The sequence below is a fragment of the Aquimarina penaris genome (genome assembly GCF_040786285.1).
GTDB lineage: Bacteria > Bacteroidota > Bacteroidia > Flavobacteriales > Flavobacteriaceae > Aquimarina.
Genome location: NZ_JBFMKQ010000004.1, coordinates 293,926 through 306,197 on the forward strand (window position 1 = coordinate 293,926; position 12,272 = coordinate 306,197).

14 protein-coding genes are annotated in these 12,272 nt (G+C 34.2%); 8 read left to right on the plus strand and 6 right to left on the minus strand.

The features are described from left to right. Window positions 1-6: 6 nt before the first annotated feature. From ABW637_RS18185 to ABW637_RS18210, 6 genes are all read left to right on the plus strand, one after another. Window positions 7-522 (plus strand): hypothetical protein, encoded by a 516-nt coding sequence (locus ABW637_RS18185; protein WP_367586151.1) that lies wholly within the window; start codon window positions 7-9, stop codon window positions 520-522. Window positions 523-546: 24 nt separating this feature from the next. Next, window positions 547-1,281 carry a CsgE family curli-type amyloid fiber assembly protein gene (locus ABW637_RS18190; RefSeq protein ID WP_367586152.1) on the plus strand — a complete coding sequence of 245 codons (735 nt, stop codon included), beginning with the start codon at window positions 547-549 and terminating at the stop codon, window positions 1,279-1,281. Window positions 1,282-1,293: 12 nt separating this feature from the next. Beyond that, window positions 1,294-1,701, plus strand: a complete 408-nt coding sequence (locus tag ABW637_RS18195; RefSeq protein WP_367586153.1) for a curli production assembly/transport component CsgF — start codon at window positions 1,294-1,296, stop codon at window positions 1,699-1,701. A 6-nt stretch (window positions 1,702-1,707) separates the two neighbouring features. Continuing rightward, a complete protein-coding gene (locus tag ABW637_RS18200) occupies window positions 1,708-3,096 on the plus strand; it encodes a CsgG/HfaB family protein (protein ID WP_367586154.1) in 1,389 nt (462 codons plus the stop codon). A gap of 38 nt (window positions 3,097-3,134) precedes the next feature. Next, window positions 3,135-4,625: a carboxypeptidase regulatory-like domain-containing protein gene (locus tag ABW637_RS18205; protein WP_367586155.1), complete on the plus strand. Its 1,491-nt coding sequence runs from the start codon at window positions 3,135-3,137 to the stop codon at window positions 4,623-4,625. Between the two features lie 125 nt (window positions 4,626-4,750). Beyond that, a complete protein-coding gene (locus tag ABW637_RS18210) occupies window positions 4,751-5,929 on the plus strand; it encodes an AIR synthase related protein (RefSeq protein ID WP_367586156.1) in 1,179 nt (392 codons plus the stop codon). A 6-nt stretch (window positions 5,930-5,935) separates the two neighbouring features. On the opposite strand, the gene ABW637_RS18215 is transcribed toward ABW637_RS18210, so the two are convergent. Then, window positions 5,936-6,421, minus strand: a complete 486-nt coding sequence (locus ABW637_RS18215) for a peptide-methionine (S)-S-oxide reductase (RefSeq protein WP_367586157.1) — start codon at window positions 6,419-6,421, stop codon at window positions 5,936-5,938. An 85-nt stretch (window positions 6,422-6,506) separates the two neighbouring features. On the opposite strand from ABW637_RS18215, the gene ABW637_RS18220 reads away from it, so the two are divergent. Then, window positions 6,507-7,505, plus strand: a complete 999-nt coding sequence (locus ABW637_RS18220) for a hypothetical protein (protein WP_367586158.1) — start codon at window positions 6,507-6,509, stop codon at window positions 7,503-7,505. A 24-nt stretch (window positions 7,506-7,529) separates the two neighbouring features. On the opposite strand, the gene ABW637_RS18225 is transcribed toward ABW637_RS18220, so the two are convergent. Both ABW637_RS18225 and ABW637_RS18230 read right to left on the minus strand, forming a co-directional pair. After that, complete coding sequence (locus ABW637_RS18225) at window positions 7,530-7,727, minus strand: hypothetical protein (protein ID WP_367586159.1); 198 nt, start codon at window positions 7,725-7,727, stop codon at window positions 7,530-7,532. Between the two features lie 93 nt (window positions 7,728-7,820). Then, window positions 7,821-8,180, minus strand: coding sequence for a hypothetical protein (locus ABW637_RS18230; protein ID WP_367586160.1), 360 nt, complete (start codon window positions 8,178-8,180; stop codon window positions 7,821-7,823). Window positions 8,181-8,297: 117 nt separating this feature from the next. On the opposite strand from ABW637_RS18230, the gene prfA reads away from it, so the two are divergent. Continuing rightward, the gene (gene prfA, locus ABW637_RS18235) at window positions 8,298-9,374 is read left to right on the plus strand and encodes a peptide chain release factor 1 (protein ID WP_367586161.1); all 1,077 of its coding nucleotides are present in this window, start codon (window positions 8,298-8,300) and stop codon (window positions 9,372-9,374) included. Between the two features lie 66 nt (window positions 9,375-9,440). Here the strand turns inward: prfA and lgt are convergent, their stop codons facing one another. The 3 genes from lgt to cysS all read right to left on the minus strand — a co-directional run bounded on the left by lgt (window position 9,441) and on the right by cysS (window position 12,269). Next, window positions 9,441-10,373: a prolipoprotein diacylglyceryl transferase gene (lgt, locus tag ABW637_RS18240; RefSeq protein WP_367586162.1), complete on the minus strand. Its 933-nt coding sequence runs from the start codon at window positions 10,371-10,373 to the stop codon at window positions 9,441-9,443. Between the two features lie 120 nt (window positions 10,374-10,493). Then, window positions 10,494-10,742, minus strand: a complete 249-nt coding sequence (yidD, locus tag ABW637_RS18245; RefSeq protein WP_367586415.1) for a membrane protein insertion efficiency factor YidD — start codon at window positions 10,740-10,742, stop codon at window positions 10,494-10,496. A gap of 30 nt (window positions 10,743-10,772) precedes the next feature. Then, complete coding sequence (gene cysS, locus ABW637_RS18250) at window positions 10,773-12,269, minus strand: cysteine--tRNA ligase (RefSeq protein WP_367586163.1); 1,497 nt, start codon at window positions 12,267-12,269, stop codon at window positions 10,773-10,775. Window positions 12,270-12,272: the final 3 nt, after the last annotated feature.

Sequence of the window (12,272 nt, forward strand, 5' to 3'; positions counted from 1 at the left end):
GAAAAGATGAAGAATACTATTTTATATTCATTAATGTTTGTTTTTCTTTCTGTGGTAGGTACATATGCACAGAATAATGATGAAGATCAAATTCTTGTTACAGATCAGGATAAATTTATAGCATTGTCACAAGTAGATAATTTACTATCTCAAGGAGCAAGAAATCAATCTTCTATATCAGAAGGAATAAATTCGGTTTTTATTCAACAAATAGGGGCTAATAATACTGTTTTTTCTAATATTGTTGCAGAGTCTTCTGATATTAAAATTTTTCAGAATGGTAATGAAAATACCGTCGAAATCAATGAATCTTCAAAAGAAATAGAAAAAGTAATTACTCAAAACGGTAATAATAATTCTGTAGTTGATTTTTCTTTTAACCCTGAAATATCTACAAATTTACAACTCCTTCAAGAAGGCGATAATTTGATTTTTGAACGTTTTGGAAGTAATGAATTATCCAAAAACCTTAAATTCAAAATGTCTGGAGATGCCAAAACTATAATAGTTAGAAGTTTTTAATTACCAATTACCCAATAAGAATGTATGAAACTGAAACTCATCATACTTTTTCTTTTTACTTTGATTTTTCAGGTTTCTATAGGCCAGTTTGTTAACGTTGATGTTGCAGCTAAAATAAAGACAGAAACCATTGATGGTGCTGTTGCTGTAACAAGTACCGCAACAAACACTACTGAGGTCTATAAGAGCTTGAAATATGTGTTCACAGTTTTTAAAACCGATGCCCAAAATAATATATCAAAAAATAATCAAGAAGGTAGATTTACCTTAGAAGCTAATGAAAGTAAAGAATTATCAAAAGTTTCGATAAGTATAGAAGATACAGATAACACAGTTGTGTTACTTTTACTCATTTATGAAGAAGATGTAATCATAGGGAAAGATCGCATAGCATTTAATGAGCAAATTAAAAAAGAACCTCAAAAAACTGAAGAAGAAGAGTCTGATGATGGATTGGAGCTAAAAGGTATTGTTGTAGAGGAAACCAAAACCAAACCTGGTAGAGATTTTTATGAATTTTTCTATAATTCTTACTCACTTAATCAAATAAATGGTTCTAAAGTAGTAGGAGTGTTTGAGTCATTAAGTTTTGGCCGGACCACAATTATTCAAGTAAAAATAGAGGATAATGTCATACATAAGTTTATAAGTAAACCTGACTTGGAATATTTAGAACAGATGTCAAAAATTTCAATTCGAAAAGTGTATAAATATTTCAAAGACCTCAAAAATCAGAAGAAAGATATTTTCCGATATTAAAAGTATGTAAGAATGAAATCAATTGTAATTAGTATATTTTTTATTTTTTCAATCTATAACCTTTCCTTTGGGCAAGATTTGATATATAGGCCAATAAACCCTGCCTTTGGGGGAGATACATTTAATTATCAGTGGCTTCTAAGCTCTGCAGAAGCACAAAATAAGTTTACAGATCCTAATGATACAGGTAGAGACGAAAGATCAGATCTTGAAAGATTTACTGAAAGTTTAAATAATCAGTTATTAAATGAAATATCCAGATCATTATTTGATGATCAATTTGGTGAAGGTGGTCTTACAGAGGGTACTTTTAGTTTTGGGTCGCTTTTTATAGAAATCTTTCCTTCGGGAGAAGGTTTAGTGATCAATATACTAGATACAAGCACCGGAGATCAGTCCCAAGTAATAATTCCTAATTAATTTTTAATGTACTATAAGTTTTATAAAGTAATCGCAGTAATTTCTTGCGCACTTTTATTGACCGGATGTGGAGCATATTTTAACCAGCCCATTACGGTAGAAAGCGCCAGAATTGGTGAAGATACAGAAGTTACTAAATCACTAAGAAATATTCCGTCACCAGTAGAACCAGTAGTGGTAGGGGTGTACAAGTTTAGGGATCAAACGGGGCAATATAAACCCACCGAAGCAGGAAGTACTTTTAGTACCGCAGTTACACAAGGGGCAACCACAATTTTAATCAAAGCACTCGAAGATTCTAAATGGTTCGTCCCAATAGAAAGAGAAAATTTAAGCAATTTGCTTAATGAGCGTAATATCATACGCTCTACACGAAAAGAATATAGAAAAACCAAAAATCCAAATGAACCTCAATTACCACCTTTATTATATGCAGGGATTATCCTAGAAGGAGGTATAGTTTCTTACGATTCGAATATAATCACAGGAGGACTGGGAGCCAGATATTTTGGAATTGGTGGATCTACTCAATACAGACAAGATAGAATCACAGTATATTTAAGGGCTGTTTCAACATCTAGTGGAAAAATCCTTAAAACGGTATATGTGTCCAAAACTATTTTGTCACAGGCACTAGATGCTAACTTCTTTAGATACGTAAAATTTAGAAGGTTACTAGAGGCAGAAACTGGATACACAAAAAACGAACCCGGGCAAATAGCAGTGTCTGAAGCAATAGAGAAAGCTGTAGAGTCTCTAATCATAGAAGGAATAGAGGATAAATTATGGAATGTAAATGCAGAACAAGAAGTGGTAAATGAATTAATAGGGAGTTATAAAGCAGAAAAAACCGAAGCGCAGAATACAGCCTTGTATGATCGATATTTTAAAGAAAGAAGAGCTCAAAAATCTATTACTATAAAAGGAGGTGCTGCTTTGATTAGTGGTGATTATAACAATCCAGAACTAACATATTCTGCCGAAATAGGAGCGCGATGGTACTTTAATCCATATATTAATGTAAATGCAAGTATCAATAAATTTGAACTTACCAATGAAAATGCATTTTCAAAAGGATTTAATGCAATAGGACTTAATACCGAATTAACATTACTGCCATTCGAAAAATTATCACCCTTTTTCTTTGCAGGAATAGGGGTAGTTAATGACGATGATTTTGATACTACCGCATTTAAGTTTCAGTACGGTGGAGGAGTGGAATATCTGATTTCTGATAAAATTGGTATTTCGGCTAATGCATCCCAAAACCTTGTGTTGAGTGATGAACTAGATGGTATAGTACAGGGAAAAAGAGATGATCAATATTTTAATTTTTCTTTTGGACTAAACTGGTATTTCGGAAGTCCGGTTAAAAGAGATAAAATTAAAAACTAAAACTGATATAGTTTCTAAAGAATAAAATTGTCAAGTAGATGAAAGAATTTATTATTAAAATAGTGAGCATTTTTGTGATTTTAACTACAGTTTCTTGTAGTGAAGATACTATAGATTTGGTTGGATTAGGCTCTGTGAAAGGACGAGTGGTTAGAATAGGTACTAACGAACCCTTAGAAAATGTAAAAATATCCACAAACCCTGGCTCAAGTACAGTGTTTACTGATGCAGATGGGGCTTATCTTTTAGAGAATGTTCCTTCTGGGGATTATTCGCTTTCAGCTCAGCGAGAAGATTTACTAGCTGTTTTTGAAGGTATTACGGTGATCTCAGATAGAGAATTAGAAGTGGTTTTCGAGATGGATATCGAAACCGCAGGAAACCGTCCACCAAATGCCCCTACATTACTTACGCCAACAGATAATGCGGTAGATCTTCCTATAGATGTAGAATTGATGTGGAGTGCCAGTGATCCCGATGATGATACACTTACGTATACAGTGAGTTTACGAAATGATGAAAATGCTGCTGTAGAACGTTTTGAAAATATAACAGATACTACTTTTACACTTTCTGGACTTTCTTATGGAGTAAAGTATTTTTGGGATGTGGCTGCTAATGATAATATCAATAGCCCTGTAAATAGCAATACCTTTGCTTTTGAAACTGAAACTCCACCAAATAACAGGATTGTGTATACCCGATTAGTCAATGGTAATAGTGTTATCTATTCTGCCGATGAGAGTGGCGGTACAGAGATTTCCCTTTCTGCTACCTCAAAAAATAGTTTTAGGCCTAGAAGAAATGCTAGTACAGGAAAAATTGCCTTTTTACAATCTGTAGGTTCGCAGACACATTTGTTTACCATGAATGAAGACGGATCGGAAGTTAAACAGGTAACATCCTCAATTGGTGTGTCTGGATTTAATCTAGAAGAAATAGATTTCGCCTGGGATGATAATGGAGCAAAACTATTATTCCCAAATCAGAATAGATTATATTCTATTAATGTAGATGGAAGTGGACTCGAAGAGATATATCAAACCACTGGAGATCTTATTACCGAAGTAGATAAAAATGAAAATACCGGAATAATTGCCATAAAAACCAATAATCTGGATGGATATGCCGTACAGATTTTTACAATAGACGAGACTGGAACAGTACAAGATGTTGTGTTGACTGGGCAGAATGGTGCCGCAGGTAGTATTAATTTATCTGTTGACGGAACAAAACTATTATATAGTCGTGATATTTCAGGATCAGAAAACCCTGTTACCTATCGTCAGTTAGATTCTCGTGTATTTATCTATGATTTTGGAGCGATGACTAGTACCGATTTATCCACAGACAAAATACCCGGAACTAATGATCTAGATGCAAGGTTTTCTCCTAATGAAGCTAGTATAATTTTTGTAAATACATCCAATGATGGTATTTCTGCTAAAAACATATTCACCGTTTCAATTACGGATTTAGATGCCAGAACGGCTCTGATAGAAAATGCGGCTATGCCCGATTGGGAGTAATATTAAAAAATCATTAAACTTTAATTCCAAATCCCGATAGAATATTCTCGGGATTTGGAATTTTATGTTTTCAGTTTAGTCTTTGAACTAAATTGAATTATCTTTGCGCTTTAATTTCTAATACCATGAGTCAAGAAGTAAGCAAACGTTACGCACAACGAGGAGTTTCTGCATCAAAAGAAGACGTGCATAGCGCAATCAAGAATATTGATAAAGGACTTTTTCCAAAGGCATTTTGTAAAATTGTTCCAGATTATCTCACTGGTGATGAGGAGTCTTGCCTTATTATGCATGCTGATGGTGCGGGTACTAAATCTTCTTTGGCGTACATGTATTGGAAAGAGACTGGTGATCTTTCTGTCTGGAAAGGAATTGCACAAGATGCATTGATCATGAATATTGATGATTTGCTTTGTGTTGGAGCTACAGATAATATTATGCTGTCTTCTACCATCGGAAGAAATAAAAACTTGATTCCAGGAGAGGTGATTTCGGCAATTATTAATGGTACCGAAGAATTGCTTGCCGAGCTTAATGATTTTGGAGTAAAAATTCATTCTACAGGAGGAGAAACAGCAGATGTTGGTGACCTGGTGAGGACTATCATTGTAGATTCTACGGTTACAGCTCGTATGAAACGTAAAGATGTCATTGATAATGCTAATATAAAAGCTGGTGACGTAATAGTTGGGCTTGCCTCTTTTGGGCAAGCAAGCTATGAAAAAGAATATAACGGTGGTATGGGAAGTAATGGATTAACTTCTGCTCGACATGATGTGTTTAGTAAAGTTCTTTCCGAAAAATACCCCGAAAGTTTTGATCCTTCAGTTCCTGCCGAATTAGTATATTCTGGGAAAACTAAATTGACAGATGAGGTTAAAGATTCGCCAATAGATGCTGGTAAATTAGTGTTGTCCCCTACCAGAACATATGCCCCGATTATTAAGAAGATTTTGTCGAAGTTTGATAATAAAACTATTCATGGAATGGTACATTGCAGTGGTGGTGCACAAACTAAAATTTTACATTTTGTGGATAATTTACATATTGTAAAAGACAATTTATTTGATGTTCCTCCATTATTCAAATTAATACAAGAAAACTCGGGTACAGATTGGAAAGAGATGTATCAAGTGTTTAATATGGGTCATCGTATGGAATTATATGTTGCTCCCGAAGTTGCAGATGAAATTATTTCGATTTCTAAAAGCTTTAATGTGGATGCGCAAATTGTGGGTAAAGTAGAAGCATCTAATAATAAGAAACTCACCATTAAAAGTGAATTTGGAGAGTATATCTACTAACTATAATTACTTAGTGATATTTGAATATTTTTCTTTTAAAAAATCTAATTTGGGATTAATATACTTTTCGCAAAAAGGTTTGTCTGGATTCTTCTGGTAATAGTTTAAAAGCGCTGACCTTGAAGGCAAAAACTCCTTAAATGGTAATACTTTAGTTATTATTAAGGCTTCAAAGTTCTTTTGTTGTTCTAAAAGAAAATGTTCAATAGCATGCTTTATGTCTTCTTCAAAATAATAAATAGCACTTCTGTACTTTTTTCTAAAACTATGATTAACTGTACTTTTATGAGTGTGTAGATGAATTTCTATAAGATCCTTTAAGAGTATTATTTCAGGATGATAGTGCACAATGACGGCTTCAGAGAAATCCATATTTTTGTCCAAACTTTTGATGTAACCTTGCTCAACCTTTATAACACCCTTTAAAGATTGAAAAACAGCTTCTGTACACCAGTGGCAACCACCACCTAACCCTATTTTTTGTGATTCCATACCATTTAAAGATATTAGATTTATAAAAAACCACCTAAAAATATTTATGGTATTAAGACGTTATAATATCCTAAGCCCAAATATCATGAAAACCCCTACATTCTACATTTTTGCTTTATGCCTTGTATTTGTTTTTACAGTTTCGTGTTCATCAGATGATTCTGAAAATTCTTCTGGTAACCCTCAGGTTGTAACTACAGACCTCTCTGGTGCAGAGAATATTCAATTATTTCCGGCAGATCATCCATTAAATATGGATATTTCTGCACAGACAGTTGACCCTAATTCTGATTTAATTTTGAATAATATAGGTCTTAACGAAAGTCTATTTGCAGATTTTGGTAGCGGTTTGTATGAAGGTTCACCAATAGGTATACCCTATGTTGTTGTAGACGGAAGCCAGCCACGTGTACCCATACTATTTAGGGCTAATAATTACGACGGTGATTATGGGGATGAAAGTGATCCAGGGCCATTTCCTATTCCTTTAAATGCTCCAATAGAAGGAAATGGAGGAGGAGATAGCCATATAATCTCTGTAGATATAGAGAATAAAATGTTGTATGAATTGTATAACGCATCACTGGCAGGATTGGGATTCGAGGCTTCGTCTGCGGCAGTTTTTAATTTAAACACAATTGTATATAGACCCGACGGTTGGACATCTGCAGACGCGGCAGGATTACCTATATTCCCATTGTTGGTTCGTTATCCGGAAATAGAAAAAGGAGAGATAGATCACCCTATTCGATTTACTATCACTCGATCAAAAATATATGAAGGGTATATATTACCTGCACGACATTTAGTTTCTGGCGAAACCAGAGACGAGCTACTTCCTTTTGGTGGTAGACTAAGACTCAAAGCTGATTATGACATAAGTAGTTTCTCAGATACAAATCAAATTATTTTAAGAGCAATGAAAAAATATGGGCTAATATTGGCCGATGTAGGTTCGGATATGTTTATAAGTGGCGCTCCTAATGATAATTGGGATAACGATGATCTAAGAAATTTACGACAAGTAACACTGGATAATTTTGAAGTCATTGAGCTGGGAGAGATAACTACCAGAACAAATTGATCTAAAAGTATGTAGAGTATGAAGTTATGAAAATAACTCATGGTCTAACTTTTTGGTTTTAATTTGGGTCTTATCTTCTTGAGACTCTACAAGCTCTATATTATTATCCTGGTTAAATTTTCCTGCCTTTTTTTGAAAAAGAAAAGGTACAGGAACTAAACAGGCAATCATAATAAATAGGATCAAGGCAAATCTCCTCAATATTTTTTTGAATCTTTTCATGTTGTAAATTGATGATAGATGTCATCATCTTTAGGTAAAGATGTGAACGTTTAGAATACACTAAATTGATTTTACATAATGTATAACAGGTGGTTATACTACTTGAAAAGAACCTTCTTCGTCTGGATACGAGATGGTAAAGATTAATCTGTCTAGAAAGCAAACAGTGAATAGGGAGGTGTTGACTTTTGTTTTTGCACGTTGCGTATGAAGCAGTGTTAATTCGTTATTTTTTATATGAAAAAAACAGCAATCAATATGTAGTACCTGTCTTTTTTGATAACAAACAGTTGTAGATGATCGTTCCTTAGGTTGGATGATTAGTTCAGAAGTGATTTGTCTAGCTTCTGGCGATACATAATTAGAAAACCCTCCTAAACTGAATAAAATGGTAATGATAAAAAACCATTTTGTGATCGAATGATGGTGATATGTAACAGCGTAATTTTTCATATCTATTCCAAAAATACGTTTTTTATGATAGAAAAGCATATTTAGAACACTAAGAAGATGTCGGCTTTTGTGCAAAAAACCTTACTTTTGTAACTTCCACAGTTAGGATAGATAATTATGATTGATAAATTAAATATTGTAAAGCAACGATTTGATGAGATAAGTGATTTGATCATTCAACCTGATATTATTGCTGATCAAAAAAGATATATAAAGCTCAATAAAGAGTATAAAGATTTCAAAGCCATAATGGATAAAAGAGATATCTATATAGAGCTAACGAATAATATCAAAGAGGCAGAAGAAATAATCGAGGATGGAAGTGATGCCGAAATGGTAGAGATGGCCAAAATGCAGTTGGAAGAAGCTAAAGAAGAGTTGCCAGCTCTCGAAGAAGAAATACGCTTTATGTTAGTGCCTAAGGATCCAGAGGATGCAAAAAATTGTGTGGTAGAGATCCGAGCAGGAACGGGTGGTGATGAAGCGAGTATTTTTGCAGGAGACTTGTTTAGAATGTATACTAAATATTGCGAAGGAAAAGGTTGGAGTACTAGTGTGGTTGATCTTAATGAAGGTACCAGTGGCGGTTATAAAGAAATTATTTTTGAAGTCAATGGTGAGGATGCTTACGGAACAATGAAATTCGAAGCAGGGGTACATCGCGTACAACGTGTACCTCAGACCGAAACTCAAGGCCGTGTACATACTAGTGCTGCTACAGTAATGGTGCTTCCTGAAGCTGAAGAATTTGATGTAGAATTAGATATGCAGGAGGTACGTATCGAGCGTACTACATCTACAGGCCCTGGAGGTCAATCTGTAAATACGACCTATTCGGCAATTAAATTACATCACGAACCAACAGGAATGATTGTAAGCTGCCAGGATCAAAAATCTTCGCATAAAAACCTGGAGAAAGCTTTAAAAGTACTACGTTCGAGATTATATGAGATGGAGCTGGCTAAAAAACAAGCCGCAGATTCTGAAAAACGTAAAAGTATGGTGTCTTCTGGTGATCGATCGGCAAAGATTAGAACCTACAACTATCCGCAAGGCCGGGTAACAGATCATAGAATTGGATTAACATTATATGATTTGGGTAATATTATTGATGGAGATATTCAAAAAATCATCGATGAGCTTCAGCTAGTTGAAAATACAGAAAAACTTAAAGAATCTAACGAAGTGTTTTAGCTTCTATAAGAGAATGATTATAAAAAAACCGATTCAAAACGAATCGGTTTTTTTATATAGAAATTTTTAATTTACTTCTTTTTTCTTCAGCGATCGTATTATAAAGAATAATCCAGCCAGTATAAAAGGAACACTTAGCCATTGACCTGTGGATAATACATCTCCCAGAGAATCTTCAAATCCTCCCTGGCTTTTTTTAACGAATTCAACGATAAATCGTACGGTCCATAATAAAACTAGAAAAGCTCCAAAAAGAAAGCCTGGATTATTGCGTTTGTCTGTTTTCCAATAGAGTAACCAAAGGATGGCTGCAACAAAAACATATCCAAAAGCTTCATATAATTGTGCAGGATGACGATAAGGAATTGCTTCTAAGGTGTCTGTGAATTTTGGATCATTTACTATAGCAGAGTATGCATCATTAATATTTTTAATTCCAGTTTCTTTTACAGCTTCAGATTTTCTTAATCCATCTCTAACGAATTTAACTCCAAAAGCCGAATCTCCAGATGGATTACCTATAATTTCAGAATTAAAGAAGTTGCCTAAACGTACAAATATGGCCCCAAAAGCAACAGGGATAACTATTCGATCTAGAATCCATAATATATGTTTCTGAATTATATTTTTTGAATAATAATACATGGCGATAATGATCCCAATAGCAGCTCCGTGGCTAGCTAATCCTTGGAAACCAATAAATTCGAATGTTGGTTTAAACCTAAAAGGTAATATAATCTCTAAAAGATTGTTTTTGTAATAATCCCAATCATAAAAGAAAACATGCCCTAAACGTGCACCGATTAAAGTAGCTACTACTGCATAAATGAAAATTGAATCTAATTTCTCTATGGATATGTTCTCACGGATATAGATTTTTTTCATTAAGTACCATCCTAAAGAGAAGGCAACAACAAACATTAAACTATAAAATCGTATTATAAAAAAGCCAAGGTCTATTCCTTCAACGGGGTTCCAGATAATTTTTGAGAATATCATGTATGTGTTTATTTTTCGAGAGTAAATATAGGTATTTAAATGAGAAATGTATTAGGAATACTATAACGAGAAAATGAACAAATAATTTATTAAAATTACGATTGTTGTTTTTTTATTAAGTCACTTTTTGGTCGAATCATTCTCTACTTCAGGTACAGGGTCATAACCACTGCCTCCCCATGGGTGACAACTAAAAATTCTTTTCACAGAAAGTTTACCTCCTTTAAACAGTCCATGTTTTCGCAAAGCCTCAATGGTATAATGAGAGCAAGTAGGTTGATATCGACAAGTCGCTGGGGTTAAGGGAGAGATCAAAATTTGGTATAGCCTTACAAAACCTATAAAAGGCGAAATCAGGATCTTTTTTATGCTAATTTTTGATGCCAATTCTGTTTGCTCTTAGTGTAAAGAAAAACTAGTGCCTTCTCGACCATCTTTTAACTGAATTCCTATTTCTTGAAGCTCATCTCTGATTTTATCACTGGTCGCAAAATCTTTATTCGCTCTTGCTTCGGTTCTTAGTTTAATAAGTAATTCTACTGTGCCAGAAAGCTTATCATTAATATCAGAAGAGGTTTCATGAATATTAACTAACCCTAAAACATCAAAAACAAATTCATTCATGGTTTTACGAAGTAATTCCAAGTCTTGCTTTGATATTGTAGCTTTTTCTTCTTTAATAGTGTTAATAAACTTAACGGCATCAAACAAATTGGCGATCAATATCGGACTATTAAAGTCATCATTCATGGCGTCATAACAAGCCGTTATCCATGCGTTAACATCAAATCCTTCAGTGTTCTTACTTGTCTTTAACCCTTCAATGGTTTGTACAGCATCCATTAGTCTATGAAATCCTTTTTCTGAGGCTTCTAAAGCATCATTAGAAAAATCCAAAATACTTCTATAATGAGCTTGCATCATAAAAAACCGAACAATGCTGGCATCAAAAGGTTTGCCTAAGAAATCGTTATTTCCAGAGAATAATTCTTCTGGAGATATAGTGTTTCCTGTAGATTTAGACATTTTTTTACCATTAAGCGTGAGCATATTGGCATGCATCCAATAGTTTACCGGTGTTTGTCCGCAGGCAGCTTCACCTTGTGCAATTTCACACTCATGATGAGGGAATTTTAAATCCATTCCGCCTCCATGAATATCAAAACGTTCTCCAAGATATTTAGTACTCATTACAGTACATTCTAAATGCCAACCAGGGAAACCATCGCTCCAAGGTGAGGGCCACCTCATAATATGTTGTGGTTCTGCTCTTTTCCATAATGCAAAATCCTGAGGGTTTTTCTTATCACTTTGAGCAGATAACTCACGGGTATTGGCAATCATATCTTCTAGATTGCGGCCACTTAATTTTCCGTAATGATTAGTTTCATTAAACTTTTGTACATCAAAATATACAGAACCATTAGAGATGTATGCAAAACCATTATCGATAATAGTTTTGATGATTTCAATCTGTTCTACAATATGCCCGGTTGCTGTAGGTTCTATGCTAGGAGAAATCGAATTAAATCTAGACATTACATTATGAAAATCCAGCGTATATCGCTGTACAATTTCCATAGGTTCTAACTGTTCTAAACGAGCTTTTTTAGCTACTTTGTCTTCACCTTCATCTGCATCATTTTCTAAATGCCCAGCATCAGTTATGTTTCTAACATAGCGCACCTTGTAGTCCAAATGTTTTAGGTATCTATACACCAGATCAAAAGAAATAAACGTACGACAGTTTCCTAGGTGTACATTACTATAAACCGTTGGACCACATACATACATGCCTATATTACCTTCGGTAATAGGTTTGAATGTTTCTTTTTGTCCTGAAATAGAATTGTAAATTTTCAATTCCTGAATTTTGTACAATGGAGTTACCGCCATAAT

What these genes read in the sequence shown, in the direction of transcription:
- ABW637_RS18185 (WP_367586151.1), top strand. Translation starts at nt 7, where the DNA reads ATGAAGAATACTATTTTATATTCATTAATGTTTGTTTTTCTTTCTGTG.
- ABW637_RS18190 (WP_367586152.1), top strand. Translation starts at nt 547, where the DNA reads ATGAAACTGAAACTCATCATACTTTTTCTTTTTACTTTGATTTTTCAG.
- ABW637_RS18195 (WP_367586153.1), top strand. Translation starts at nt 1,294, where the DNA reads ATGAAATCAATTGTAATTAGTATATTTTTTATTTTTTCAATCTATAAC.
- ABW637_RS18200 (WP_367586154.1), top strand. Translation starts at nt 1,708, where the DNA reads ATGTACTATAAGTTTTATAAAGTAATCGCAGTAATTTCTTGCGCACTT.
- ABW637_RS18205 (WP_367586155.1), top strand. Translation starts at nt 3,135, where the DNA reads ATGAAAGAATTTATTATTAAAATAGTGAGCATTTTTGTGATTTTAACT.
- ABW637_RS18210 (WP_367586156.1), top strand. Translation starts at nt 4,751, where the DNA reads ATGAGTCAAGAAGTAAGCAAACGTTACGCACAACGAGGAGTTTCTGCA.
- ABW637_RS18215 (WP_367586157.1), bottom strand. Translation starts at nt 6,421, where the DNA reads ATGGAATCACAAAAAATAGGGTTAGGTGGTGGTTGCCACTGGTGTACA.
- ABW637_RS18220 (WP_367586158.1), top strand. Translation starts at nt 6,507, where the DNA reads ATGAAAACCCCTACATTCTACATTTTTGCTTTATGCCTTGTATTTGTT.
- ABW637_RS18225 (WP_367586159.1), bottom strand. Translation starts at nt 7,727, where the DNA reads ATGAAAAGATTCAAAAAAATATTGAGGAGATTTGCCTTGATCCTATTT.
- ABW637_RS18230 (WP_367586160.1), bottom strand. Translation starts at nt 8,180, where the DNA reads ATGAAAAATTACGCTGTTACATATCACCATCATTCGATCACAAAATGG.
- prfA (WP_367586161.1), top strand. Translation starts at nt 8,298, where the DNA reads ATGATTGATAAATTAAATATTGTAAAGCAACGATTTGATGAGATAAGT.
- lgt (WP_367586162.1), bottom strand. Translation starts at nt 10,373, where the DNA reads ATGATATTCTCAAAAATTATCTGGAACCCCGTTGAAGGAATAGACCTT.
- cysS (WP_367586163.1), bottom strand. Translation starts at nt 12,269, where the DNA reads ATGGCGGTAACTCCATTGTACAAAATTCAGGAATTGAAAATTTACAAT.